The organism is Christensenella minuta (assembly GCF_003628755.1).
GTDB lineage: Bacteria > Bacillota > Clostridia > Christensenellales > Christensenellaceae > Christensenella > Christensenella minuta.
Window position 1 is genome coordinate 2,495,433 of the sequence record NZ_CP029256.1, and the last position, 23,483, is coordinate 2,518,915.

The window sequence follows — 23,483 nt, forward strand, 5'->3', positions numbered from 1 at the left end:
TTTTGAAAAGTTCCTTTTACTATTATACCCGCTGCGGGCTGTGATTGCCATTGATTTCTCGCTGAAAAACGTTTAAGATTAAAACAGGCAGGGTATGAATGACCCGTGCGACCGTATCGGGCACACAAAAGGAGGGGTTCAAGTGAAAGGTTTAATGGAGACGTTTACATTGACAAATGGCGTGGAGATTCCATGCGTAGGCTTCGGCACATGGCAGACGCCCGACGGCGAGACGGCGGTGCAGGCGGTCAAGGCCGCGCTGGAAGATGGATACCGCCATATCGACGCGGCGGCGATTTATGGGAACGAAGAAAGCGTCGGCAGGGCAATTGCGGAATCAGGCGTTCCGCGCGGCGAGCTGTTTGTGACCAGCAAACTGTGGAATGACGAGCATGGATACGAAACGACGCTGCGCGCGTTCGACAAGACTCTGAAGGACCTTGGGCTCGAGTATCTCGACCTGTACCTGATCCACTGGCCGGTCCCGGCGAAATTCAAAAACAATTGGCAGAAAAAGAACGCCGAGACATGGCAGGCCTTTGAAGAGCTTTATAAGGAAGGGCGCGTCCGCGCAGTTGGCGTAAGCAATTTTCTTCCGCACCATGTGGAAGAGCTGAAAAAGACAGCGGAGATTATGCCTATGGTAAACCAGATCGAATATCATCCGGGGCTGATGCAAAAGGAACTCGTGGAGTATTCGCAGAAGGAAGGAATGCTGATCGAGGCCTACAGTCCGCTTGGCACGGGCAAAATGCTCGGCAATGAAACGCTGAAAGGCATCGCGGACAAATACGGGAAGTCCGTAGCGCAGGTCTGCATCCGCTGGGTGCTCCAGAACGGCGTACTGCCGCTTCCGAAGTCGGTGACCCCATCGAGGATCGCAGACAATGCCAGGGTGTTCGATTTTGAGATCGCGGCGGACGATATGGCGGTGATCGATGCGATGGTCGATCCGGACGGCCCCACCAACGACCCGGATAATTTCCCGCTGTAAATGAAGCTTTCTATCCGGAAACGGGAGGAGCGGCGTTGGTTAGCCCGCTCCTTTTTCGCATACACGGGAAGCGGAGGTAATATGGTATGAATGGATGCAGAGGATTTAGTGCGGAGGAAACAGGTATGAAATTTGTTGCGGTCGAGCCGCTGGGCGTGGAGGAAGAAACGCTGCGGAAAATGGCGGAACGGGCGCTTCCGGACGGAGCTGAAATCGTGCTTTATGATACGCGCACGACGGATGCGGGGGAACTGATCCGGCGGGGCAAGGATGCGGACGTGATCGCGGCCGCGAACCTGCCGCTTTCGGCGGAGGTGATAGACGGGTGTGAAAAACTGAAGCTGCTCAGCGTGGCGTTTACGGGCGTCGACCACATTGCGCTCGATGCGTGCCGCAGAAACGGCGTTATGGTGTGCAACAGCGCGGGATATTCGACCGCCGCGGTCGCCGACCTTGTATTCGGCATGCTGATCGCGTTGGAACGGAAGCTCGTCGACTGTGATAAAGCCGCGCGTACAGGCAAAGCAGGGAATGGGCTTGTGGGAAACGAACTTGAAGGGAAAACCTTCGGCGTGGTCGGCACGGGGGCCATCGGCCGGCGGGTGGCGCGGATCGCCGCGGCGTTTGGCTGCGAGGTGCTCGCATACAGCCGCACGAAAAAGGAACTCCCGGAAGTCCGTTATACGGAGCTTCCGGAGCTGCTCGCCGCCTGCGATATTATATCCCTGCATGTGCCGCTTACGGACGGAACGCGGGGCATGATCGGGGAAAAAGAGCTTGGAATGATGAAACGCGGCGCGGTGCTGGTGAATACGGCGCGCGGGCCGATTGTGGACGGGGCGGCGCTTGCGCGGGCCCTGCGCGGGGGAAAGCTCGGCGGGGCGGCAGTCGACGTCTTCGATTCGGAGCCGCCGCTCGCGGAGGACGAACCTCTTTTGCACGCGCCGCATACGCTGCTTGCACCGCATGTGGGATTCGCAACCCAGGAGGCGCTGCTGAAACGCGCGGTGATCGCGATGGAAAATGTGGCAAAATGGCTGGCGGGAACGCCTCAGAACAGGATCATATAAAAAGCGGGAAGCCGCCTTGGAAATGGACAGGGCGGTTTTTTTGTTAAATTGACGCCAAAAAAGAGAAATGCGGCGCGGAAAGCCGGGTTCTGTGGTATACTGAAACAATACAATACAAGTATAGGTTGGTATACGGGGTGTTTCACGCAGCTGCAAAACTTTTCCAAAGGTTCCTGGATACGATCGAAAACAGCAAAGTATCCCGCGCGATCCGCAAAGGGCTTATTACTGCAATACCGGTTCTGATGATCGGCTCTATCGCGCTTATTTTGCTGAGCCTGCCGGTCGATACCTACCAGGCGTTTCTCGCTGCCTTTGGCGGAGGAGTCCTGGGGCGGGTACTGAGCCTCGTGCACAGCGCTGCGTTTGATTTTTTGGCAATCGTCTTTCTGATTACGATCAGCTACAGCTACGCGCAGCTTTGCAGCAATAAAATGTCGATGCGGATCGGCGTTCCTGTAGTGGCGCTGTGTTGCTTTATGATTATGTCGGGCGCGGGCACGGAAAGCTTTTCCCTGTCGAATTTTGGGGTCAACGGCCTTTTTATCGCGATTTTGACGGCTGTTTTTTCCAGTGTGCTTTTTATAAAGCTTTCATCCGTACCCGGGTTGGCCACGCAGGTTTATGCGGACGGAACGAATCACGATTTCAGGACGGCGTTTTCCATGATATTGCCCGGCGCGCTTGTGTTGCTCATATTTGCGTCCGTAAATTATGTACTGACAGATATCTTAGGGGCGGGGAATTTACCCGATTTGCTTGCTGACGCAATGATCCGTCTCTTCATGGGTCTTGGAAAGGGACTGCTCTCCGGGATACTGTTCGTGTTTTTCCTCGGGACATTCTGGTTTTTCGGGATTCACGGCGGCAATGTCATGGACAATGTTTCGCAGCAGTATTTTGCGGGAAACGTGGATATTAATACCGCAAATATCGCCGCCGGCCTTCCGCCTACGGAAATTTTGAGCAAAACCTTTTTTGACGTATTTGTATTTATGGGAGGCTGCGGGGCGATTTTGTGCCTCGTAATCGCAATCATCCTGTTTTCACGCAGAAGGAGCGTCAGGGATATCGCCAAGATGGGCGTTGCCCCGACGATATTCAACATCAACGAATTTGTAATCTTCGGTCTTCCGGTGGTGCTCAATCCTGTGTTTTTTATCCCGTTTGTCGTCACGCCGATCGCAATTACAGTGATCTCTTACCTGGCCGTTTCCCTCGGAATCGTGCCCTACGTAACGCAAACGGTGGAGTGGACGACGCCGGCAATCCTGAGCGGCTATGTGGCGACCGGCTCCGTTGCGGGAAGCCTTCTGCAAATCGTCAATATTGCGGTAGGGGTGCTGATTTACCGTCCGTTTATCAGGCTGTACGAGAAAAAGCAGGTCGTCAATATGAAAAAGGATATTCTGGAATTGACGGAACTCCTTTGCGAAACGGAAAAAGGGAACAAGCCGCCGTGGTTTCTAAACCGCAGCGGCCATCTTGGCTCGGTTGCGAAAATGCTGGTGACAGACCTTCGGCATGCGATCAAAACGCATCAATTGACGCTTTACTATCAGCCGCAGGTCAAAAGTACGGGAGAGTGCTTCGGGGCGGAGGCGCTGCTGCGCTGGAGGCATGAGATTGGAGGATTTATTTCACCGCCGCTGATGATAGAGCTGGCACGGGAAGCGGGATTCCTGGGCGAGCTGGAATGGGAAATACTGGATATGGCCTGCGCCGGACTCCGTGGCTTTTGCGAGAGGCTGGGCAGGGATTTCGGCCTTTCCTTTAACATCACGCCCGATACGCTGAAGGACAAGGACTTTTTTGGACAGCTGCAGGAGATCGCGCGGAGGAACGCAGCCGATCCGCATAATTTGTGGATCGAGGTGACCGAGCAGGCGGTCCTTTCGGATACGCCGGAGCTTGCGCAAACGATGGACCGGTTGCGCCGGGCCGGCTATAGGCTCTCCCTCGATGATTTCGGAATGGGACATACGTCGCTGCTTTATTTGCAAAACAACCAGTTCGATCAAGTAAAGCTCGATGGTTCGATTGTACGGGATATGCTGCAAAACAAGCGCTCCTGCGATATCATTTCGTCTATCGTCTATCTGGGGAAGTCGCTTCATTTCTCAGTGCTGGCGGAATATGTGGAGGTACCTGAGCAGCGTGAAAAGCTGCTTGAACTGGGTTGCAATGAATTCCAGGGATACCTGTTCAGCAGGCCGCTTCCGCAGGATGAGCTGGCAGGGCTGGTCCTGAAATGGCGGGAACGGCTGCAGGGGAACCATAAAGCGGATTAAGAAAGGGAAGATGCCCTGGAGCGCTGCGGCAGGCGGCGCTCCAGGGCTTTTTTGCGGCCCATGAAACCGTATGCGCGCGGGCACGGCGTGTTTGTGGAGTATGGAATTATTTATGGTAAGTCACGCGAAAACGTTTGACAGTCATATGACTGCGTGATATAATGTGGATATAAAAGGATAAAAGACATCTGCGCGGCCTGCCCAAAACGGCAAGCGGGCCCCGGGTATCAACATGATGGAAACGGTGGGCCGGACGGTACGCGCCCGCCGAAAGCTGCACCGGGCTGCGGGAAGCGCGGGTTCCGGCAGGGGAGGGCTGATCGCCAATGGTACGGTTTTTACCGGGCACAACAGTCGAGATGAATATAGATCACGGTATACAGGATTTCCTGAGCTCCCTGTTTGCGGCAAACGGCCTGGTGCTTTCACAGGTGCTGCAGCTGACGGGGCTTTCGGCGCACACGGTCCAAAACTGGGTCAAACGGAAATTTGTATCCCCGCCCGTGAACAAGAAATACGACTGCGGCCAGTTTTGTACGATCGTGATGATTAATATGATGAATGATATTTTCCAGATCGACCAGGTGACGCGGATGATCCGATATGTTGAAACCATATGCGGAAAGGGCGCCCCTGCCCTGATCTACACCTGCTTTATCGACCTCCTGCGCCGGGTGCCGGGAGATGCGATCCGTGAAGCGACGGGCATCGACGACATCATAGCGGAGGTGGTCGGCGGAAAGGTGCCGGACGGGCTCGAGGCGGGCGAGAGGCTGAAGAAGGTGCTGAAGGTCATGCTGCTCACGCATCTGTCCGCACAGATCAAGGCGGAAGCAAACCAGCTTCTGGGCGCGCTGGAATGAGAACCGGGCTTTGCGGGCCGGATTGCGCGGGAGTAGGAAAGGCGGAAGCTGCGTTTTTCCTATTCCCACGGTTAACCGCAAAAGACGGCGAAAGCCGTGCTGTGACGGGAATAAATAGGAAAGGCGCTCTTGCGCGGAATAAGAGGAATATGCGTTTCTTCTGGAAGCGGGTTTCTGCGGGCGCTTCTAAGGCTGGCCCCCGCAGGACTCAAACGCAGTGGGTTCTGCGGGAAGAAGGAGCAGCCGCACGAAGCTGCGCCCAGGGAACACAACGAGGAAAGAGGCGCGGGTTGCGCACAGGAAGGAGGTATAGTATATGTTGGCTTGGTGGGAGGCCATGACCCTGGTCGAGCAAATCTTTGCCGTGGTTGGCATTGCATCTACGGTGCTCCTTGTGATCGAAGTCATCCTGCTCCTCATCGGCGCAGGGCACGGCGGCGACGCAGACGTAGGTGCGGATGCCCCGGGCGACGTGCATTTTGATCCGGCGGGGGAGATTCATCCCGGTGTCCCGGGCGGTGCGGATTTTGACGTATCCGGGCATATGGATATGCCGCAGGATCTGGATATTCACATTGGCGGCGTCACGGCGGACGGCATATCCGATGTAGATATTTCCGCCGGAACGGACGCGCACGGCGGCATGGCCGATATGGGCGGCCCGGCGGGGACGCACGATACGCACACACATTTTGGCGCAAGCGGGCTGCATCTGTTCACGCTGCAGGGGCTGGTGGCGTTCTTTGCGGTGTTCGGCTGGTCGGGACTGCTGATGCTCAAATCCGGTATGCTGCCCGTGGCAAGCGTGATCCTCGCGATTGTGTTCGGTATCATCGCCATGGTGCTCATTGCGGCGGCGATGCGCGCAATGATGAAGCTTCAGTCCGACGGCACGCTCGACATCCGCAACGCGCTTGGAAAATCGGGCACGGTGTATCTGCCCATCCACGAAAAGCGGAGCGCGGCGGGGAAGGTGTCCCTCATGGTACAAAGCAGGCTCGTGGAAATGGACGCGGTCACGGACGGGGACGAGACCATCCCGACCGGCGCGGAAGTGACGGTCGTGGGCATTTCCAACGGCAATACGCTGATTGTGGTAAAAAAGTAGGAAAACGCCGCCGGAGCGGGAATGCGGTTCCTGCTGAGGGGCGCTGCAGCTGTTATTAAATAGGTTCTGAGTTTTCCGCAGGTGCGGAAGAAGGGATAGACAAAATGAGTATTGAATCACTGATCCTGATCGTAGTAATTGTTGTATTGGTGTTCATGTGCCTGCTGATCTTCCTGACGAGGTATAAAAAGTGCCCGTCAGACAGGATCATGGTCATCTATGGTAAGGTGGGGCAGAATACGGATGGGACGAACCGTACGTCAAAATGTATCCATGGCGGCGCGGCGTTCGTATGGCCCGTAATCCAGGCATACCAGTATCTGGACCTGACGCCGCTTTCCATTCAGGTAGACCTGAAAAACGCGCTCTCGCGCCAGAATATCCGAATCGACGTGCCTTCGATCTTTACGGTGGGGATCTCGACGGAGCAGGGCGTGATGCAAAACGCGGCGGAACGCCTGCTGGGTCTCGCGATGAACGAGGTACAGGAGCTTGCCAAGGATATCATCTTCGGCCAGCTGCGTCTTGTGATCGCGACGATGGACATCGAAGAGATCAATACAGACCGGGATAAATTCCTCGAGGCGGTTTCCCGCAACGTGGAATCCGAGCTGAAAAAAATCGGCCTGCGGCTCATCAACGTAAATGTGACGGATATCAGCGACGAATCGGGCTATATCACGGCGCTTGGTAAGGAAGCGGCGGCGAAGGCTATCAACGACGCGAAAAAGTCGGTTGCCGAAAAGGTGCGCGACGGCTCCATCGGCGAGGCAAACGCACAGCGCGACCAGCGTGTGGAAGTCGCGACAGCGAATTCCAAGGCGATCACGGGTGAAAATACGGCGAAGATCGAGATCGCCCAGTCGGACGCGGCAAGAAGGGAAAAGGAAGCCGAGGCAATGCGCCTTGCGACGGCGGCGGAAAAGGTACAGTCCGCAAAGGCGCTCGAAGAAGCGTACGCGGCGGAAAAGGAAGCCGAACTTGCAAGGTCGGCGCGTGAGAAAGCGACGCTCGAAGCGGATGTTATCGTCAAGGCGGAAATTCAGAAACGTCAGATCGAGCTGGCGGCAGAGGCGGAGGCAGAGCGCCTGCGCAGGCAGGCCGCCGGTGAAGCGGACGCCATCTATGCGAAGATGGAGGCGGAAGCGCGCGGCATGCAGGAGATTCTCAAGAAGCAGGCGGCCGGTTTTGCCGACATCGTGGACGCGGCGGGCGGAAGCGCAAAGGATGCGCTGATGCTGATGCTCGCAGACAAGATGGAAGACCTGATGAAGGTACAGGTGGAAGCGATCCGCGACCTCAAGATAGACAAGGTCACCGTGTGGGACAGCGGCGAAGGCAAGGACGGGAAATCGTCCACGGCAAATTTTTTGTCCGGCCTCTTAAAGAGCATCCCGCCCATGAATGAGATTTTTGAGATGGCCGGGATGGAGCTGCCCGAGTTCCTCGGCAAGAAAATAGGCCCAAAGGAACCGCCGAAGCTGGAAGGGCCGGAGGCGGAAGCGGCTCCCGGACCGGATGCAAAACCCGGGGAAAAGCTGCAGGATAAAGCATAACAAAAAGAAACAGAAAAACGGCGCGGCATTTGCCGCGCCGTTTTTATTTCACCTTGGATACACAGCGATGCTTGCGCAGGCCGCCTATAGCCAGGCAGATATTTTTATGCGGGCGAAGGATATAGGAAGAGAAATACTAATAGTAAAAAATTTTATGGATATCGGCTTCGTCGTATTCCAATTCATTTTTGACCTGTCCTTTATTCATGATGTAAATACGGTCGCACATACCGATTAATTCATGGATATCGGAAGAAATCAAAAGGATACCGCATTTCCTGTGGGCAAGGGTATTCATGATATTATATAATTCCACTTTTGAAGGAATATCCAGGTTGGCGGACGGATTTTCCAAGATCAATATTTTACGGTTGGTGAAAAGGATTTTGGAAAAAGCAACCTTTTGTTTATTGCCTGTGCTTAGAACACGAACCTTCTGACTTGGATCTACCTCGGCCTTCAATTTATGCAAATAGGATTCGGAAGCTTCTTGTACCTCGCGGGGGGAGAGATAGCCGGCATGGGTCAAACGGAACAGGTTGGATATCGTAACATTGAAATAAGAATCTTTTTGCAGAAACAAATTATTCGTATCATTGCCGCTGAAAAAAACGATACCGTTTTTCATAGCCTCATGCGGATTCTTTAATTTGACAGCTTTGTTATTGATTTTAAGGGTGCCGGATGAAATCTTTTCCATACCTACGAGCATCTGCGCAAGTGTTCCCTTGCCGGATTCGCGCAGTCCTGTAAGCCCCACGATTTCCCCTTCATGAAGCTTCAAATCCACATTCTTTACTGTGCCGGCGGCATTGGAGACGTGATTGACCTGAAGTAAAACACGGCCCTTGCGCGCGCGGGTTTTGGGGTAACGGTTACGAAAACTGTCGCCAGTCATAAGCTGCACGATTTTATCGGAAACGACTTCCTCGGTGTTTTCAATATCGGCTGTAATATTCCCGTCGCGTATAATAACGAGACGCCTAGAAATATTGCGTATCTCATCCATCTTATGAGAAACAAAGATAACGCAAACACCCTGCTGTGCCAGCTTCTTGATAATTCGGAACATCTTTTCAGTCTGCTGTTCATTGAAGGGCGCGGTAATCTCATCGAGCAAGAGGACCTTTGCGCCCATAATAATGGCTTTTGCCAGTTCAACATTCATTTTTTGGGAAAGACTAAGTTCGGAAACGGGGGTGGCGGGATCAATGTCCCATTCCATGAATTGCATCACCTGACGGTAGGCGTCAAGGTGCCTTTTTTGATCGATCAGCAAACCGCGGTTCATCTCATTGCCCAGAAAAACGTTCTGCTCTACATTGAGAAAAGGAACGAGATGAGGCTCCTGAAGCACGAAATGGACTCCCGTCCTCTTGGCAAGATGAGGACTTTTTAGCCGGACCCGATTGCCCTGTATAAAAATATCGCCCTCGTCCGGCTGGAGAATTCCAGCCATAATTTTGATTAATGTCGACTTCCCTGCGCCGTTTTCTCCGAGGATACTGCAAATCTGGCCCGGATAAAAATCCAAATTGATGTTTTTGAGCAATGGCCTGCCGTCAAATGATTTTGATATGCCGGACAATTTGAAAACCGGCTCATATAGTTCTGAATTTGCGGAAGACATTTTTTTTCTCCTAAAAATGTTTACAAATCAAAAGATGTTAACAGCTTAATGTCATTTTGGTATAAATAACGCTTATATTTTTCCGGAAGATCTCCCTCCGTAACAAGGGCTGAGATTGCATTGATAGGACAGAGAAGCTGAAGGGCAATCCTATCAAATTTGCTTTTTGACGCCAGCAGGATCGTCTGCCTGGATTTATCGAGAATCTTTTTGTAAACATCCAGAGAATAGGAATGATTGATCGTAAGGCCCGCCTCGAGATCCACACAATCAGTGCCGATAAAGGCTTTATTTACAAAAATATCTTCCAGATAAGCCAATGCTTTCTCTCCATGGGTGAACATCATATTGTTATAATTCACAACGTCGCCGCCAATAAAGAGCAGATTCACAGAGGAGCAGTCGATATAGGGCAGGGCGGAAGCATTGTTTGTAATAACGGTAAGGTTTTTTTTCTGGTTCAGCTTTTTCGCCAGCATCAAACAGGTAGAGCCGGGCCCCAAATAAAAGTTATCCCCATCGTCAATCAGGGTAATTGCAAGGTCGGCGATCATTTCCTTTTCTTGAAGCTCCGGGATATCGTTTTTAGGCATATCCAGGGGATCGTCTTCCAGCAGGATTGCTCCGCCATGGACCTTGCGTAAAAATCCATCGGTCTCCAAGCTGTCCAGATCCTTGCGGACGGTTACGTCGCTGACGTTCAGAAGGGAGGTCAACGTATTGATATCTACTTGCTTTTGCTCCAGTAATATCTTTTTTATAATATTAATGCGTTGCCCTGCAAACATTTACTACCATCACCACCAAATTGCATTCAAAATTTCCACTGTCCTTTGTAATAAATTATACAATAGAATAAGCATTTCGCCAAGTTATAAAAAAAAATTTAAAAAAATCAAATAAAAACAAAATAAAAACAGGGAAGGAAGATATCCCAGCATAGGAATCCTCTTGGAAGTGTAAAACATATATGTATAATTAAAATAAAATAAGCCGTTTCAAAAGTTAATGAAAGAAAAAATAAAATAATATAATTTTTATGTTGCAATATAGAAATTATTATGCTATTATTATAAAAAATCAAAGAATAAATAACAAATCAAAATTAAAAACCAATAAATCAAAATTAAATTAAATCGGTCTCTATTCTCCGCCCATAAAGCGGAATAAAAAAATATGAGGAGGAAAAAAATGAAAAAGCTAGTAGTATTGTCGCTCGCGCTGCTGATTGTTTTTGCAACGCTTTTAACAGGGTGCTCAGGGACGGCGCAGCCTTCAGCGGAATCTGAAGGGCCTTCGGCGTCGGCAGAAGAGACGGCGGCGGAAAAGGAAGCGGAAAGCTCCGCAGCAGCGGAAACGGGAGAAAAAAGAACGATCGGCACGGTCGTTTTGGATGGAACCAATCCGCACTGCACATTGTTTGAAGAAGGATTCAGGAGCATTGTGGAAGACAAATATGGCGACGAAGCAATCGTATTGGATGCGGTAGGAGATCCGGAAACGCTAATCAACTGCATTTCGGACCTGATGTCACAGCAGGTAGACGGTATTGTATTGGAGGCGTGCGACGATGAAGCGCCGATCGCCATTCTGAAGGAAGTCAAGGCAATGGGGATTCCGGTAGCGGCAGCCGATATGTATCTGCAGACAACGGAAGATGAAGGACTGGTTCTCTCGCAGACCATCTCGCAGAATTATGAGGCCGGCGTCGCCGTGGCGGAGGACCTGATTGAACGAGCGGGCGGCGAGGAAATGAACGTGTGCATCATGGAAATGAAGCAGAACAGCAGCGGAATGATGCGTATAGACGGTTTTGTCGATACCATCGCAGGACATGACAATATTAAAATCCTGGAACAGTCTCAGCCCAGCGAGGATTCCGTGGAAGCAAAACTGGAACTGGCAGAAATTTGGGTGCAAAAATACGATAATATCGACGCGATATTCGCGTACCATGACGTTGCTGCCCTTGCAGCCGTACAGGCTCTGAAAGCGGCAAATATGCTGGATGGGGTTCTGGTCTACGGCGTGGATGGATCGCCGGACGCAATGACGTCGATCAAAAATGGGGAAATGACTGGAACAAGCAAACAGCAGCCGGATCAAATGGCAATTTCCTCGGCGGAAGATGTGTATACCGTGCTGAACGGCGGGACCATCGATCATGAGTGGGAAGTATATATTCCTACGATCTTTGTGGACGCTTCCAATGTGGACGAGTATCTGTAAAAATCTAAAACTTTAGAAGAGACGGGAAAATTGTCCCGGCCGGAGGCTGTTCAGGCCTCCGGCCGGAAAAAGGTGGCTAATATGAATGAAACGATTTTGCGGATGGAATCCATCGTAAAAAGCTTTCCCGGTGTAAAAGCGCTGCAAGATGTAGATTTTGAATTGCGGGCAGGCGAGGTGCACGCATTGCTGGGCGAAAACGGGGCCGGAAAGTCCACGCTGATGAAATGCCTGAGCGGAGTGTACCCGGCAGACAGCGGAAAGATCACTCTGTTTGGAGAAAAAATCGCAATCAACACAGTAAACGACGCTATGGATCATGGAATCAGTATGATTCACCAGGAATTTGCCCTAAGCGAACAGCTCTCCGTGGCAGACAACATCTTTATGGGCAGGGAACCGGTTGGCAAATTTGGCCTCACCGACCGCAAGGCGCTCTATACGAAGGCCCAGGAATTGATTGATAAAGTAGGCGGCAACATCAGCGCCTATTCCCTGGTCGGCATGATCTCCACGGCGCAGAAGCAAATGGTGGAAATTGCAAAAGCGCTCAGCATGAATGTGAAGATTATTATCATGGACGAACCGACGGCGGTGCTTTCCAACCGGGAGGTGGATGCGCTGTTCCATCTGATAGGGACGCTGAAGGCCGAAGGAATTTCAATCGTATATATATCGCACCGGATGGAGGAAATTTTCCGTATTTGCGACAGGATCACAGTGCTGCGCGACGGGGCGAAGATAGACACCCTGGAGGCGAAGAAAACGACCAACGAACAGCTTATCAACATGATGGTCGGCAGAAAGCTGGAAGAATACTATACGCGCACCGAACACGAGATCGGCGGCACCCTGATGGAAGTGTGCAATATAACACGGTTGGACGAAAAGGTTAGAAACGCAAGCTTTGAACTGCGCAAAGGAGAAATCATTGGCTTTGCCGGACTCGTCGGCTCGGGCCGGACCGAGCTTATGAAGGTCATTTTTGGGATAGACAAAGCGGCCGCAGGCCAAATCAAAATCAATCATCGGGACGTCAGGATAAAACATGTCCGGGATGCGATGAAGCTGGGGATTGGCTTTGTTTCCGAAGACCGAAAGCTGGAAGGGCTCTTCCTCGAGCGGGACGTCGAGTTCAATATCACAATCGGCGTTTTGGATAAATTCTTATCGGCCTTCAATCTGAACCGGCAAAAGGAAGACGAAATAGCCGGGAAATATGTCGATATGCTTTCTATAAAGGCATCCTCTATACAGCAAAAGACGCTGAACCTGTCAGGGGGAAACCAGCAGAAAGTCGTATTGTCAAAATGGCTTGCGATCTCGCCCGATATCCTGATCCTCGACGAGCCGACGCGCGGCGTGGACGTAGGGGCAAAGGCGGAAATTTATGCGCTGATCGATCAGTTGGTGCAAAGCGGAGTCAGCATCATCATGGTTTCATCCGAAATGCCCGAGCTCATCAATATGAGCGACCGCATTTATGTGATGTGCAATGGAGAAATAAAAGCGTGCCTTGATAAAGATGAACTGGAACAAAATACCATACTGAAATATGCTTTGGGGGTATGAAGAATGAATCAGATTACAACGGGAAAAAGCGAATTCAATAATTTCAAAGTGCGCTTCATGGGGGCGCTGAAAACAAACGGAGGCGTAATTCTTGCGTTTATTATCGTATTTGTTATCGCCTCGATTGTCTCGTCAAAGTTTTTGACATTCAATAACCAGATGATAATCCTGAGGACGATCTCCACAACGGCGCTGTGTGCCTTTGCCATGACCTTTGTCGTGCTTACAAGCGGAATCGACCTTTCGGTGGGATCGTTTATGTCCCTTGCGGGGTGCCTGACGACCATATTGATTTCATGGTATGCGGTTCCCTCGTTCCTGGCTATATTGGTTTCGATCGGGGTAGGCCTGGCATTTGGCGCGGCAAACGGCCTGATTATAACAAAGATGAATATGCCGCCGTTTATTGCAACTCTGGCAACGATGAATATTATGCGCGGGATCTCGTATACGATCACTGGCGGCAAACCTGTTTCCGTAACGGCGGACAGCCTGTTTGAAAATATAGGCGCGGGATTCCTTGGGCAAGTGCCGATTGCCGTTATCTATGTCGTTATTGCATTTGTATTTCTGTGGATGCTTCTGAACAGGACGAGATTCGGCCGCCATATCTATGCGGTGGGCGGCAATCTTACAGCCGCTAAATATTCGGGAATCAACACGGATAAAACGATTTTTCTCGCTTATGTGCTGACGGGTGTTTTTTCCGCCTTCGGCGGAATCATATTGGTATCGCGCCTGAATTCGGGCCAGCCGACAATAGGCGAAGGCGCCGAACTGGATGCGATCGCCGCCTGCATTGTGGGCGGGACAAGCCTTTCAGGCGGCTCGGGCACACTGACCGGAACGTTGATCGGCGCAGTATTGATGGGCGTTATCAGCAATATCCTGAACCTAGTGGGAGTCAATGCCTTTGTGCAGCTGATCGTAAAAGGACTTATCATTATCTTCTCGGTATATATCAATACAATACGCAAGCCGGTGAAGAGGGCCAAAAGTGCGGAAAGCTGAGCCGAAAAGGGACGTGCCGGATGATCCCCAAAACGGATAATACGGAAAATATAAACAAAGGAGAAAAAACAGGATGAAAGATAATATTTTTGAGATCGACCACTATGCGATTACGGTGCGCGACTTGAAAAAGACCCGGGAATTTTATGAAAGCATATTAGGGTTCGAGTTTGCAGGCCAATTACTAACAGAGGATGGAAACGATGTTCTGGCGTATCCCTCCTATGAAGACCTGACGGGAGTTCCGGGCGTTAAATTTAAGATTATGTTCATGAAGGGCTATGGAATTACCCTGGAATTTCTGGAATATGTTTATCCGGAAGAGATCGTGATCGATACGAAACCATATATACGCGGAACGGCCCATCTTTGTTTCCATGCGAAAGATGCACAAAAAGCCTACGAAGAACTGAGCAGGAAGGGCGTAGAGCTTTGCGCGGGCAAAGCGGTTCGCATCGAAGGCGGGACGCATGAAGGAGTATGCGCCTTCTATTTTAAGGACCCGGACGGCTTCCTTCTCGAAATCAAGACGGAAGCCGGAGACTGAAGCAAAAAAGGCCGGCCCGGGAAAAAGCGAGCGGGTTGCTTGCTGCGGGACGCATACAAATATGGCGCCGGGCCGGGGGAAAATCAATTTCAATCAGGCTTTGGCGTCCTTTTGTATGAGCGCTGAAAGCCGGGCCGGAGGGCTTGGGCGGCTAGAAAAGAAAAGGAGGAGCATCCATGACGCAGGCCTTGGCCGATGCCTTGACGCAATTGAAGAGAGATGCCGTTTTTCTACAGCAAGTGTCAAAAGAAGGCCTTGTGAAAAACGAATATGGAGTCACGCGGAAGATGCCGCCGCCTGTTCCGCCGCATCAGAAGGATGACGTTGTGATTTGGGCCTATGACGGCGACAATATTTCAGGGATTCCGCGCGAGCGTGATTTCTTTGTATTCCAGTATATCTATAAAGGATATGTTTATGAGAACATAAACGGAAGGCTATTGCTGCTTCAGGAGGGAGACACCTTTCTCGCGCAGCCGAATGTCAGGCATTGCGTATCCAGGCAAAAGCTGTCCCCTGTTGCAGGAGATACCTGCGTCGTTTATTTTGCGATCAAAAAGGAGCTGTGCCTGCAGTCCTATTTATCCTATATACCCGAGGATACGGATATGCTGCACTTTTTTATCAATCCCCTGGGCAGCGGTAATATTGGTCAATATATGGTGGTAAAGGGGAAGAAGAACGTTGATATACGCCGGATCATAGAAAACATCCTGCTTGAATATACACGGATGGATCGTTTTTATACGCGTGTTCTCGACGGATTGTTTGTGACGCTGATTTCGCTGCTCGCAAGGAATTGCACGATATGCAGCGTACATATGCAGAGAAATAACGTGATCTCGCCGATCCTTAATTTCCTTCGCTGCAATTATGCCGGCGCAACGCTGAAGGAGACCGCGGAAAAATTCAATTACCATCCGAACTATCTTTGCGCACTCCTGCGCAAAGAAACCGGAAAGAATTTTACCGAGCTGGTTCGCGGCTACAGGCTGGAAAAAGCCTGCCTTTTACTCAACCACTCCGACCTTCCGGTCAGCGAAGTCGCATCGCTCGTCGGCTATTCCAATATCAGTCATTTCTATAGGATATTCAAAGAAAAATATAAAGTTATGCCCTCAAAATTCCGTACGGCCCCTTTTGGGCAGGCCGCGCTTTGAATTTAAACAGGGAAAGGGCGGCCCACAAAGGCGAATAATGATAGACTGGGGAAACCTTATTTCTCCGGCAGGTCCCTGCTCCCGGAAATCGCTTCCATTCTCTCGAACGCGTCGTTCCACATGGCGCTTTGTTTTGGCTCATATTCCTCAAGAATAAAAGAATTGCGGACAACTTCGCGCAGCTCGCCGATATTTGAGATCTCTCCCAGCGCCATCGCCTGGGTAAGGAGGTTGCCGACGCATGCCCCTTCAACCGGCCCCGCTGTAACCGGCTTCCCGGTGCAGTCGGCAGTCATTTGGTTGAGTAATTTGTTTTGTGTTCCTCCGCCGACAATATAAAGGCGTTCTATAGGCCTGCCGGTAATGGCCTCGAGGCGCTCTATGGTCCAACGGTATTTAAGGGCCAGGCTTTCGCAAATGCAGCGGGCGGTCTCGCCCTCCGTCCGGGGGACCGGCTGGCCGGTCCTTTTACAATATTGGGCGATTTGCGCGGGCATACTTGTCACGCCGAAAAAATCGCTGTGGCCCGGGTCGATCAGGGAACGAAGCGGCGCGGAACGTTGTGCCGCCGCCGTGATTTCGCCGTACGAAAGGTCTTTTCCATTGCGTCTCCATTCCTTGCGGCATTCCTGGAGGAGCCAGAGCCCGGTTATATTTTTAAGCGGGCGGAAGCCTCCCTGCACCGTTCCCTCGTTGGAAAAACCATTCTCATACATTTCATCCTGGAAAATGGGAGTATCGGTCTCAATACCAAATAAAGACCATGTTCCGGAAGAACAAAAAGCATAGTTTTCCTTGTTGTCCGATACCGGTACCGCCGCGGCGGCCGAAGCTGTATCATGCGAACCGACAAGGGCGCATGGAACGCGCTTTAAAGAAGCGGCAGCCGCAACCGAGGGCAGGAGCTCACCGCAAAGTGTGCCCGGCGCTGCGATCGGTTGAAGGATACGCTCGGGTATGCCGAGCCTGCGGATGGTCTCGCGGTTCCAGTCCTTTAAAGTCGGATTATACATGGCCGTCGTCGTAGAGATGGTATATTCGCTGTGCATCTCTCCGGTGCAGAAGAACGCCAAAAGATCCGGGATCATAAGCATGGCATTGGCATTTTCTATCCCGGGATCGCCTTCGCATACCCTGCGGTAAAGCTGATAGAGCGTATTGATCGTATAGCTGGAGTTACCGGTTTGGTAAAAAAGCTCGAGGCCCGGAACGATCTGATGGACGCGCTCCATATCTTCAGCAGTCGTATGCCGGGCGCTGCGCGCGTCGGAAAGCAGCCTGCCGTTTTTGTCGATCAGGCCATAGTCGTTTCCCCATGCGTCTATCCCAAAACATGCGAGCCCGCCGGTATTCATCAGGCTGAATTTTTGGAATGCGCGCTTGATATTGGAAAAAATGTGCAGGATGTCCCAATATACCATTCCGCCCATCTCGATATAGCTGTTCTCAAACCTGTGAATTTCTTCGAGCGTTATCTTTTCTCCGTCAAAGCGTCCAAGTATTCCTCTCCCGTTGCTGGATCCGAGATCCAATGCAAGCAGGTTCAACTGGTTTCTTTTCATCTTGTTTCCCCCTGTGTGTGTGAATCCCCGGCAAGGCGTTTCCTTTGTTTCGATCTTAATTCTCTGGCGGCGGCATGTCAACGCAGTCATTATAATCGGTCAATGCATTCCTTAAGACAGGACAATGTAATTGGAATGTCCCAAAGGTAAAATGGGTTCAAACCAACCGAAAGCCTGTGCAAGCCGGCAAATAGCATCGGCAGGCGGTTCGGAAGCGGAAACAAACGAATCCTATGAATAAACCTATACAGGAGGTATATTATGATTTATTCCAAACGTCTCGCACAAGAAAGCCCAACCCGTTTCTTTGTCAACAATCCAACGCCTTCCGAAGCGAAGGGGGCGCTGGAAATCGGAAATGTGATTGGTATGGTTACCAATGGGAATTATCTCCAGCGGATGCTGACAATGCCGGAGACACGGGACGATACGGTCGCCGTAATTGACAAATATATCAAGGAAGGCATCGATGACGATCAGCTGATCGTTGCGCTTGCGGCCCAGCATGCGGTCAGCAGGTGCGCGAAATATTTTATGCCGCTGTATGAGCAATCGCAGGGCGAGCTTGGCTGGGCAGCGATACAGGGAAATCCAAACCGCGATACGGATTATGATTTTATGGTGGAAGAGGCCAGGCGTTTTTATCAGGGCGTACCCAATATGCGCGTTAAATTTCCGGCGACGGCGGAAGCGGTGCAGGCGCTTGAAACCATGACCGCACAAGGCAGGGCAACGCTCGCGACCTGCGGATTTTCCGTTCAATATGGCGTGGAAGCGATGGAGGCCTATGCCCGCGGATGCAGAAAAGCGAAGACCGCCGTTCCGCGGCTGTACGTCACAATATTAGCCGGGCACGTCGATGAATACCTGGAAAAGTACGTTAAAGCAAATGGCGTTGCCATAGATCAGGATATCCTCGCGAACGCAGGATGCGAAATCGCAAAAGAGCTTTATAAAACGTGGTATGAGAATTATCGCGATATAAATTGCCGGATACTTGGGGGGTGCCGTGAGGCGTATCATTTTACGGAGATGGTTCCGGGGGATATGGCCGTTACCGTGAATTACGATTTCATTCAGAAGCTGAATGAACTTGATCCGCCTCTTACTCCCCGTATCGGCCAGCGCGTAAGCAAAGAAATATTTGCGGAGCTTTCGGACAAGCTTCCAGCCTTCGCTTATTCAGTGTCACATGCTGGCAAGGAATACCTCCATTGGTCCATGGTGCCAACCTCTCTGTATTTCAGAAACTATGTGCGCAAAGGCTGGAATAATGCCGCGGCAATGGTAAGGGAACGGCGCGTATTGTTCCGGTAGGACCGCGCCGCCTTCGCTGGAGGCTGAATATGGAGGGCTGCGCCCCAAGTGTAAAAAATCCCCGGCTGGCCGGGGATTTTTCTATTTTAGTGAAGAGATACGGAAGGCGGTTTCCCGCTTGCGCTGTTTTATGGTAGAATGATAAAATGGAGGATGCTTTTGATGAAAAAACAGGTTCGGATTACAGCGCTTGTTACGGCAATTCTTATTATGGCGGCGCTCATAAGCGGATGCAGCCTTGCGCGCACCATTATTACGGAGACGGTGGATGAAATAAGCAGCGGCGGCGCGCGGCCGGCCCCGTCTTTTTCCCCGCAGCCGTTTCCGTCGCTCGCCCCGCAGGACACGGACGCCACGCCTTTTTCCGAAATGGAATATGTGCGGCCCGATGCGGACGCTGCTGCCGCGCGCCTCTGCGGGCTGGCGGAAGAAGTTTACGCGTGTGAAGACGCCCAGGAGTTAAAGGCCCTGTTTGAAGAGGGAGAGGCCCTCTATGAGGAATACAATACGATGGTGCGCCTCGCCTCGCTGAAGAGCACGATGGACCTTACGGACGAGACGTGGCTGGCAGAAGAAGCCTATACCACGCAGGGCTTCACCGCGGTGGATATGGCGTACGAGGAATACTATGTAGCGCTGTATTATTCCCCGTTCAGCGAAGAGATCGAACAAAACTGGCAGCCGGGATATTTCGACGATATCGTCCAGGACGAGGACTGGTACGCGGACGGAACGCAGGAGCTTTACGGGCGGGAGTCCGCCCTGCTTTCCGAATATGCGCAGCAGCGGCAGGCCGCTGCGGTGCTGTGGGACGGGCAGGAGCTTTCCTACGAGGACATCAGCGGGATTGAAGATGCCGATGAATACTATGCGGCGCTTGCCGCGTGGCACGAAGCGTGCGCGCCCGGGCTGGAAGAAATCTATGTAGAGCTTGTCAGGACGCGGATGCAGCTTGCTGAAAAACTTGGGTTTGGAAGCTATACGGAAATGGTGTTTGCACAGAACCGTATCGATTATACGCCTGAAATGATGGCGGATATGACCGGCGGGATCGTGGAATACCTTGCGCCGGTCTATGCCGAGACGTTTGATTACCCGATCGAAGGGGAAGCGGAATATGAGGTGTGGGCCGATTTTGTGCAGCAGACGCTTTATGGCATGGATGACGAGCTCGGCGGCAATTTCCAGCTGATGCGGGAGTATGGCCTCATCGACTGGGAGCCGCGTGCGGGGAAAACCCCGGGGGCGTACACGACCTATCTCGACAGCTACCATTCGCCTTTCATACTGATGTCTTATACGGGCGATGAATACAGCATGACAACGCTGATCCATGAATTCGGGCATTTCAATAACTACCTTGAAACGGGTGTGACTGCGGAGGCGACAGACGTTTCGGAAATTTATTCCCAGGCGCTGGAGCTTCTGGTGGCAAACCACTACGGCGAATATTTCGGGGAAGAAATCGGATACGAGATGCAGTATAACGCGCTGTCGGATAAGTTGGATTCGTTTGTCCAGCAGGCCTATTATACGGCGGTAGAGCAGGAAGTATATTCCCTTGGGAAGGAAGAAGTTACGCCCGGGGCCGTGGAAGAGATCGCCGCGCGCCAGGCGGAGCGCTTTGGGCTTGCGGATTTTTTCTACGACGATTTGTACAGGTATGACTGGGTTACCGTGCCGCATATCTATGAATTGCCCTACTACACGTTTGCCTATGCGACGTCGGCCGATATTGCGGTCCAGCTGTGGGAGCTTTCCCTGACGGACGAACAGGCCGCCCTCGATGCTTATCGGGCGCTCCTCAGCCGGGAAGAGAGCACGGACTTTATCGAAAATGCAAAGGCGGCAGGGCTTGCAAGCCCGTTTGACGAAGGAGAGATGCGGCGCATGGCGGAGCTGCTGCAAACCTACCTGTCGGAGGAAGAATGGAGCGGCGCGCTGGTAGACGCGGCATGACTGCAGCCGTTTGCATGGCCCCGCGGATTTTAATGTTTCCGTCCGGGGGAGGGGTGTATCTTTATACCAAAGAAAACCGGCGGATCACGGATAATCGAACGTCACGAATCAACGTATCGCTGAATCTTACCGGTTTTTGAATTAATCAAAAACAAGAGGTGTTTATAATGGAAGCGATGGAAAAAGCTGGGAAAAAAGTAGACGAAGTCATGACAAAGATAGCGGACAAAACAAAGGAAGGCGTCAGCAAGGCGTCGTCCAAGATGCACCAGGCCGGAACAAAAGCCAACAACGCGGTGCAGCGCAAAACGTCCAAATAGTTTTTGGAAGCGATAGAAACCGTTTGCATGCAGGGATTGCAGGCAAACGGTTTTTGTGTGCGGCGCGGAGGGTGTTTATATTTGCAAAAAAATGCCGGCCCGGTATAATAATAGGGGAGGCTTTTATGGGCAACGTAAAGACAAACGCAATGCGCATGCTGGACCGCGCGGGGATTCCGTATAAAACGCATTCCTACGAGGCGGGGGACGGGCCTGTAGACGGCGTAACTGCCGCGGAAAAGCTGGGGATCCCGCCGGAAAAGGTTTATAAAACGCTGGTGACGCAGGGCGCGGACCGGCAGTATTTCGTATTCGTGATCCCGGTGGAGCGCGAGCTTGACCTTAAGAAGGCTGCGCGCGCCGTCGGAGAAAAAAATGTGGAGATGGTCCGCGTCAAGGATTTGAACCAGGTGACGGGCTATATCCGCGGCGGCTGCTCGCCGATCGGAATGAAAAAGGCGTATGGCACGGTCGTTGACGGCTCGTGCGGCGCGCTCCGGGAAATGCTGGTGAGCGCGGGAAAGATCGGGCAGCAGATAGAGCTTGCCCCAAAGGACCTGATCGCCGCGGTGCACGCACAGACGGCCGACCTTGTACGGGAATAAGGACAGACAGAATATTTGAAGGAACGATGCAATCATGATGAACTTAAAGCAGCTGAAGGAATATCTTGCGGAGAACAAAGTCGTTTTCGAGTTGCAGGAGCATGAAGAGCCGCTCACCCGGGCAAAGGACGCGGCAAAATATTTCGACGCGGAGCTGGTTGCCGCCGTTTATGTAATCAATACGGAGCGCGGCCTTGCGGCGATGGTCGTGAATGCCGGGCGGGACAGCATGGATACCGAATCTATCAACTATGTGCTCGGTTATAAGGTGAAGGGTATGGCGGACCCGAAGATCGTCAAGCAGGCGACGGGCTACGAGGCGAGGTTCCTGCCGCTGATCGGTCATGGGTTGCCGATCCTGTTCGATAAGGGGATGACGATACACGACTATATTTACGGCAGCACGGGCGACCCGCGTTACACGATCAAGCTGCGGCCGGAGGATGTGATCCGGCTGAACAATATGCTGGCATTCGTGGAATAAAGCGCTTTCCTTCCTTCGCTGCCGCCAAAGATGCTGGGTAATTATCATGCAAACGGCAGCGAATTTTTGATGAAATGCGAACATGGAAGCAGGGAAAAAGAGTACGGGAAACCGTGCCCTTTTTGTTTTCCCTTGAAACGCCGCAAGGCGGAAAACCAGGGCTGGAGGAGGGGCATGGCAATCGATATCAGTGAAAGAGGCAAGAAAAAAGAAAAGATGGCCGCGAAAGCAAAGAAACGGAGCATAGGCGGGGCACATCCTTTCCAGCAAGTTTAGGGAGCCGTCACAGCAGCGCTTCCCATTCTTCTTCGCGGAAACCGACGAGCACGCCGTGCGGACCGATCAGGACCGGCCGCTTCACGAGCATGCCGTCTGTGGCGAGCAGCGCGAACTGCTCGTCTTCCGTCATGGACGGCAGCTTTTCTTTCAGGTTCATGCTTTTGTAAAGCAGGCCGCTGGTATTGAAGAAGCGTTTTAAGGGCAGGCCGCTTTTTGTGTGCCATTCGCGCAGCTCCGTCTCGGTAGGACGCTGCGTCTTGATATCGCGGTACTCATAACAAAGACCGTGCTCTTCCAGCCATGCCTCCGCCTTTTTGCAAGTGCTGCATTTGGGGTAACAAACCAGTAACATTACAGATTTTCCTCCTTTTTGGAAACACAAAAAACCAGGTGCGGCATATCGATGCCGTAATAATGCTTGGTAAACGAGCCACAGGGCGACATGCCGTTTCTTTTGGCGACGCGCTGCGACGGGATATTCGTATCCCGGATGATGGAATAAACCCGGCTTATGCCGAGGGTATGGAATGCGTATTCCCGGCAAGCGGCCGCCGCTTCCGTGGCATAGCCGCGATGCCAATAGGCGCGCTCAAGCAGATAACCGATCTCCGGCACCTGCGCGCCGCCTGCGTCCTGCCATGTGATGCCGCATTGGCCTATCATTTGTCCCGTTTCCTTTAAAATAACGGCCCACAGGCCGAAACCGTCACGGCGGTAGCGGTCGAGCTGGCAGTCGAGCCAAGCCTGCGCTTCCGCCCCGCTGAACGCGTGCTCGTAGGCGTACATGGCCTTTTCGTCCTGTAAAGTGCGGCACAGGGCGGGAAGATCGTCCTGCGTCATTTCGCGCAGAAAAAGACGGGGCGTTTGCAGGATCCATTCCTGCCAGCCCTTGCATACGTCCACCCAGCCGGCGGCGTGTGCATATT

At 52.1% G+C, this 23,483-nt stretch carries 21 protein-coding genes; 16 read left to right on the forward strand and 5 right to left on the reverse strand.

Annotated features, from left to right (window positions below; all coding sequences use genetic code 11):
- The first annotated feature begins 154 nt into the window (after nucleotides 1-154).
- The 6 genes from B1H56_RS11920 to B1H56_RS11950 all read left to right on the forward strand — a co-directional run bounded on the left by B1H56_RS11920 (nucleotide 155) and on the right by B1H56_RS11950 (nucleotide 7,882).
- Nucleotides 155-994: an aldo/keto reductase gene (locus B1H56_RS11920; RefSeq protein WP_197502983.1), complete on the forward strand. Its 840-nt coding sequence runs from the start codon at nucleotides 155-157 to the stop codon at nucleotides 992-994.
- Nucleotides 995-1,119: 125 nt separating this feature from the next.
- Nucleotides 1,120-2,064, forward strand: a complete 945-nt coding sequence (locus B1H56_RS11925; RefSeq protein WP_066520791.1) for an NAD(P)-dependent oxidoreductase — start codon at nucleotides 1,120-1,122, stop codon at nucleotides 2,062-2,064.
- Nucleotides 2,065-2,201: 137 nt separating this feature from the next.
- The gene (locus B1H56_RS11930; RefSeq protein WP_066739829.1) at nucleotides 2,202-4,355 is read left to right on the forward strand and encodes a PTS sugar transporter subunit IIC/EAL domain-containing protein; all 2,154 of its coding nucleotides are present in this window, start codon (nucleotides 2,202-2,204) and stop codon (nucleotides 4,353-4,355) included.
- A 326-nt stretch (nucleotides 4,356-4,681) separates the two neighbouring features.
- Nucleotides 4,682-5,218, forward strand: a complete 537-nt coding sequence (locus B1H56_RS11935) for a DUF1836 domain-containing protein (protein ID WP_066520795.1) — start codon at nucleotides 4,682-4,684, stop codon at nucleotides 5,216-5,218.
- 316 nt (nucleotides 5,219-5,534) lie between these two features.
- The gene (locus tag B1H56_RS11945) at nucleotides 5,535-6,326 is read left to right on the forward strand and encodes an NfeD family protein (protein WP_147554697.1); all 792 of its coding nucleotides are present in this window, start codon (nucleotides 5,535-5,537) and stop codon (nucleotides 6,324-6,326) included.
- A 104-nt stretch (nucleotides 6,327-6,430) separates the two neighbouring features.
- The gene (locus B1H56_RS11950) at nucleotides 6,431-7,882 is read left to right on the forward strand and encodes a flotillin family protein (RefSeq protein ID WP_082771091.1); all 1,452 of its coding nucleotides are present in this window, start codon (nucleotides 6,431-6,433) and stop codon (nucleotides 7,880-7,882) included.
- 136 nt (nucleotides 7,883-8,018) lie between these two features.
- On the opposite strand, the gene B1H56_RS11955 is transcribed toward B1H56_RS11950, so the two are convergent.
- Both B1H56_RS11955 and B1H56_RS11960 read right to left on the reverse strand, forming a co-directional pair.
- On the reverse strand, nucleotides 8,019-9,512 hold the full coding sequence (locus B1H56_RS11955) for a sugar ABC transporter ATP-binding protein (protein WP_066520814.1): 1,494 nt from the start codon (nucleotides 9,510-9,512) through the stop codon (nucleotides 8,019-8,021).
- A gap of 20 nt (nucleotides 9,513-9,532) precedes the next feature.
- Nucleotides 9,533-10,300, reverse strand: a complete 768-nt coding sequence (locus tag B1H56_RS11960; protein ID WP_066520815.1) for a DeoR/GlpR family DNA-binding transcription regulator — start codon at nucleotides 10,298-10,300, stop codon at nucleotides 9,533-9,535.
- A gap of 403 nt (nucleotides 10,301-10,703) precedes the next feature.
- On the opposite strand from B1H56_RS11960, the gene B1H56_RS11965 reads away from it, so the two are divergent.
- The 5 genes from B1H56_RS11965 (at nucleotide 10,704) to B1H56_RS11985 (ending at nucleotide 16,031) form a co-directional block, all read left to right on the forward strand.
- The gene (locus B1H56_RS11965) at nucleotides 10,704-11,741 is read left to right on the forward strand and encodes a substrate-binding domain-containing protein (RefSeq protein WP_066520817.1); all 1,038 of its coding nucleotides are present in this window, start codon (nucleotides 10,704-10,706) and stop codon (nucleotides 11,739-11,741) included.
- Between the two features lie 81 nt (nucleotides 11,742-11,822).
- Complete coding sequence (locus tag B1H56_RS11970) at nucleotides 11,823-13,313, forward strand: sugar ABC transporter ATP-binding protein (RefSeq protein WP_066521213.1); 1,491 nt, start codon at nucleotides 11,823-11,825, stop codon at nucleotides 13,311-13,313.
- A 3-nt stretch (nucleotides 13,314-13,316) separates the two neighbouring features.
- Nucleotides 13,317-14,324, forward strand: a complete 1,008-nt coding sequence (locus B1H56_RS11975) for an ABC transporter permease (RefSeq protein WP_066739827.1) — start codon at nucleotides 13,317-13,319, stop codon at nucleotides 14,322-14,324.
- 73 nt (nucleotides 14,325-14,397) lie between these two features.
- The gene (locus B1H56_RS11980) at nucleotides 14,398-14,871 is read left to right on the forward strand and encodes a VOC family protein (protein ID WP_066520823.1); all 474 of its coding nucleotides are present in this window, start codon (nucleotides 14,398-14,400) and stop codon (nucleotides 14,869-14,871) included.
- Nucleotides 14,872-15,110: 239 nt separating this feature from the next.
- Complete coding sequence (locus B1H56_RS11985; RefSeq protein WP_162939005.1) at nucleotides 15,111-16,031, forward strand: AraC family transcriptional regulator; 921 nt, start codon at nucleotides 15,111-15,113, stop codon at nucleotides 16,029-16,031.
- A gap of 56 nt (nucleotides 16,032-16,087) precedes the next feature.
- On the opposite strand, the gene B1H56_RS11990 is transcribed toward B1H56_RS11985, so the two are convergent.
- On the reverse strand, nucleotides 16,088-17,593 hold the full coding sequence (locus B1H56_RS11990) for a rhamnulokinase (RefSeq protein WP_066520828.1): 1,506 nt from the start codon (nucleotides 17,591-17,593) through the stop codon (nucleotides 16,088-16,090).
- A 261-nt stretch (nucleotides 17,594-17,854) separates the two neighbouring features.
- Between B1H56_RS11990 and B1H56_RS11995 the strand changes: the two genes are divergently transcribed.
- From B1H56_RS11995 to B1H56_RS12010, 5 genes are all read left to right on the forward strand, one after another.
- Nucleotides 17,855-18,910, forward strand: coding sequence for a transaldolase family protein (locus tag B1H56_RS11995; protein WP_066520832.1), 1,056 nt, complete (start codon nucleotides 17,855-17,857; stop codon nucleotides 18,908-18,910).
- 162 nt (nucleotides 18,911-19,072) lie between these two features.
- Nucleotides 19,073-20,869, forward strand: coding sequence for a M3 family metallopeptidase (locus B1H56_RS12000; RefSeq protein ID WP_066520835.1), 1,797 nt, complete (start codon nucleotides 19,073-19,075; stop codon nucleotides 20,867-20,869).
- A gap of 167 nt (nucleotides 20,870-21,036) precedes the next feature.
- Nucleotides 21,037-21,189, forward strand: a complete 153-nt coding sequence (locus tag B1H56_RS14660) for a hypothetical protein (RefSeq protein ID WP_156468705.1) — start codon at nucleotides 21,037-21,039, stop codon at nucleotides 21,187-21,189.
- A gap of 125 nt (nucleotides 21,190-21,314) precedes the next feature.
- Nucleotides 21,315-21,794, forward strand: coding sequence for a Cys-tRNA(Pro) deacylase (ybaK, locus tag B1H56_RS12005; RefSeq protein WP_066520838.1), 480 nt, complete (start codon nucleotides 21,315-21,317; stop codon nucleotides 21,792-21,794).
- A 34-nt stretch (nucleotides 21,795-21,828) separates the two neighbouring features.
- Nucleotides 21,829-22,278 carry an aminoacyl-tRNA deacylase gene (locus tag B1H56_RS12010; protein ID WP_066520841.1) on the forward strand — a complete coding sequence of 150 codons (450 nt, stop codon included), beginning with the start codon at nucleotides 21,829-21,831 and terminating at the stop codon, nucleotides 22,276-22,278.
- 283 nt (nucleotides 22,279-22,561) lie between these two features.
- On the opposite strand, the gene B1H56_RS12020 is transcribed toward B1H56_RS12010, so the two are convergent.
- Together B1H56_RS12020 and B1H56_RS15200 are read right to left on the reverse strand one after the other, a co-directional pair.
- A complete protein-coding gene (locus B1H56_RS12020) occupies nucleotides 22,562-22,909 on the reverse strand; it encodes an arsenate reductase family protein (protein WP_066520848.1) in 348 nt (115 codons plus the stop codon).
- Nucleotides 22,909-23,460 carry a GNAT family N-acetyltransferase gene (locus tag B1H56_RS15200; protein ID WP_258106738.1) on the reverse strand — a complete coding sequence of 184 codons (552 nt, stop codon included), beginning with the start codon at nucleotides 23,458-23,460 and terminating at the stop codon, nucleotides 22,909-22,911. The genes B1H56_RS12020 and B1H56_RS15200 overlap by 1 nt, the downstream gene beginning before the upstream one ends.
- Between the last annotated feature and the right edge of the window lie 23 nt (nucleotides 23,461-23,483).

What these genes read in the sequence shown, in the direction of transcription:
- B1H56_RS11920 (WP_197502983.1), top strand. Translation starts at nt 155, where the DNA reads ATGGAGACGTTTACATTGACAAATGGCGTGGAGATTCCATGCGTAGGC.
- B1H56_RS11925 (WP_066520791.1), top strand. Translation starts at nt 1,120, where the DNA reads ATGAAATTTGTTGCGGTCGAGCCGCTGGGCGTGGAGGAAGAAACGCTG.
- B1H56_RS11935 (WP_066520795.1), top strand. Translation starts at nt 4,682, where the DNA reads ATGGTACGGTTTTTACCGGGCACAACAGTCGAGATGAATATAGATCAC.
- B1H56_RS11945 (WP_147554697.1), top strand. Translation starts at nt 5,535, where the DNA reads ATGTTGGCTTGGTGGGAGGCCATGACCCTGGTCGAGCAAATCTTTGCC.
- B1H56_RS11950 (WP_082771091.1), top strand. Translation starts at nt 6,431, where the DNA reads ATGAGTATTGAATCACTGATCCTGATCGTAGTAATTGTTGTATTGGTG.
- B1H56_RS11955 (WP_066520814.1), bottom strand. Translation starts at nt 9,512, where the DNA reads ATGTCTTCCGCAAATTCAGAACTATATGAGCCGGTTTTCAAATTGTCC.
- B1H56_RS11960 (WP_066520815.1), bottom strand. Translation starts at nt 10,300, where the DNA reads ATGTTTGCAGGGCAACGCATTAATATTATAAAAAAGATATTACTGGAG.
- B1H56_RS11965 (WP_066520817.1), top strand. Translation starts at nt 10,704, where the DNA reads ATGAAAAAGCTAGTAGTATTGTCGCTCGCGCTGCTGATTGTTTTTGCA.
- B1H56_RS11970 (WP_066521213.1), top strand. Translation starts at nt 11,823, where the DNA reads ATGAATGAAACGATTTTGCGGATGGAATCCATCGTAAAAAGCTTTCCC.
- B1H56_RS11975 (WP_066739827.1), top strand. Translation starts at nt 13,317, where the DNA reads ATGAATCAGATTACAACGGGAAAAAGCGAATTCAATAATTTCAAAGTG.
- B1H56_RS11980 (WP_066520823.1), top strand. Translation starts at nt 14,398, where the DNA reads ATGAAAGATAATATTTTTGAGATCGACCACTATGCGATTACGGTGCGC.
- B1H56_RS11990 (WP_066520828.1), bottom strand. Translation starts at nt 17,593, where the DNA reads ATGAAAAGAAACCAGTTGAACCTGCTTGCATTGGATCTCGGATCCAGC.
- B1H56_RS11995 (WP_066520832.1), top strand. Translation starts at nt 17,855, where the DNA reads ATGATTTATTCCAAACGTCTCGCACAAGAAAGCCCAACCCGTTTCTTT.
- B1H56_RS12000 (WP_066520835.1), top strand. Translation starts at nt 19,073, where the DNA reads ATGAAAAAACAGGTTCGGATTACAGCGCTTGTTACGGCAATTCTTATT.
- B1H56_RS14660 (WP_156468705.1), top strand. Translation starts at nt 21,037, where the DNA reads ATGGAAGCGATGGAAAAAGCTGGGAAAAAAGTAGACGAAGTCATGACA.
- ybaK (WP_066520838.1), top strand. Translation starts at nt 21,315, where the DNA reads ATGGGCAACGTAAAGACAAACGCAATGCGCATGCTGGACCGCGCGGGG.
- B1H56_RS12010 (WP_066520841.1), top strand. Translation starts at nt 21,829, where the DNA reads ATGATGAACTTAAAGCAGCTGAAGGAATATCTTGCGGAGAACAAAGTC.
- B1H56_RS12020 (WP_066520848.1), bottom strand. Translation starts at nt 22,909, where the DNA reads ATGTTACTGGTTTGTTACCCCAAATGCAGCACTTGCAAAAAGGCGGAG.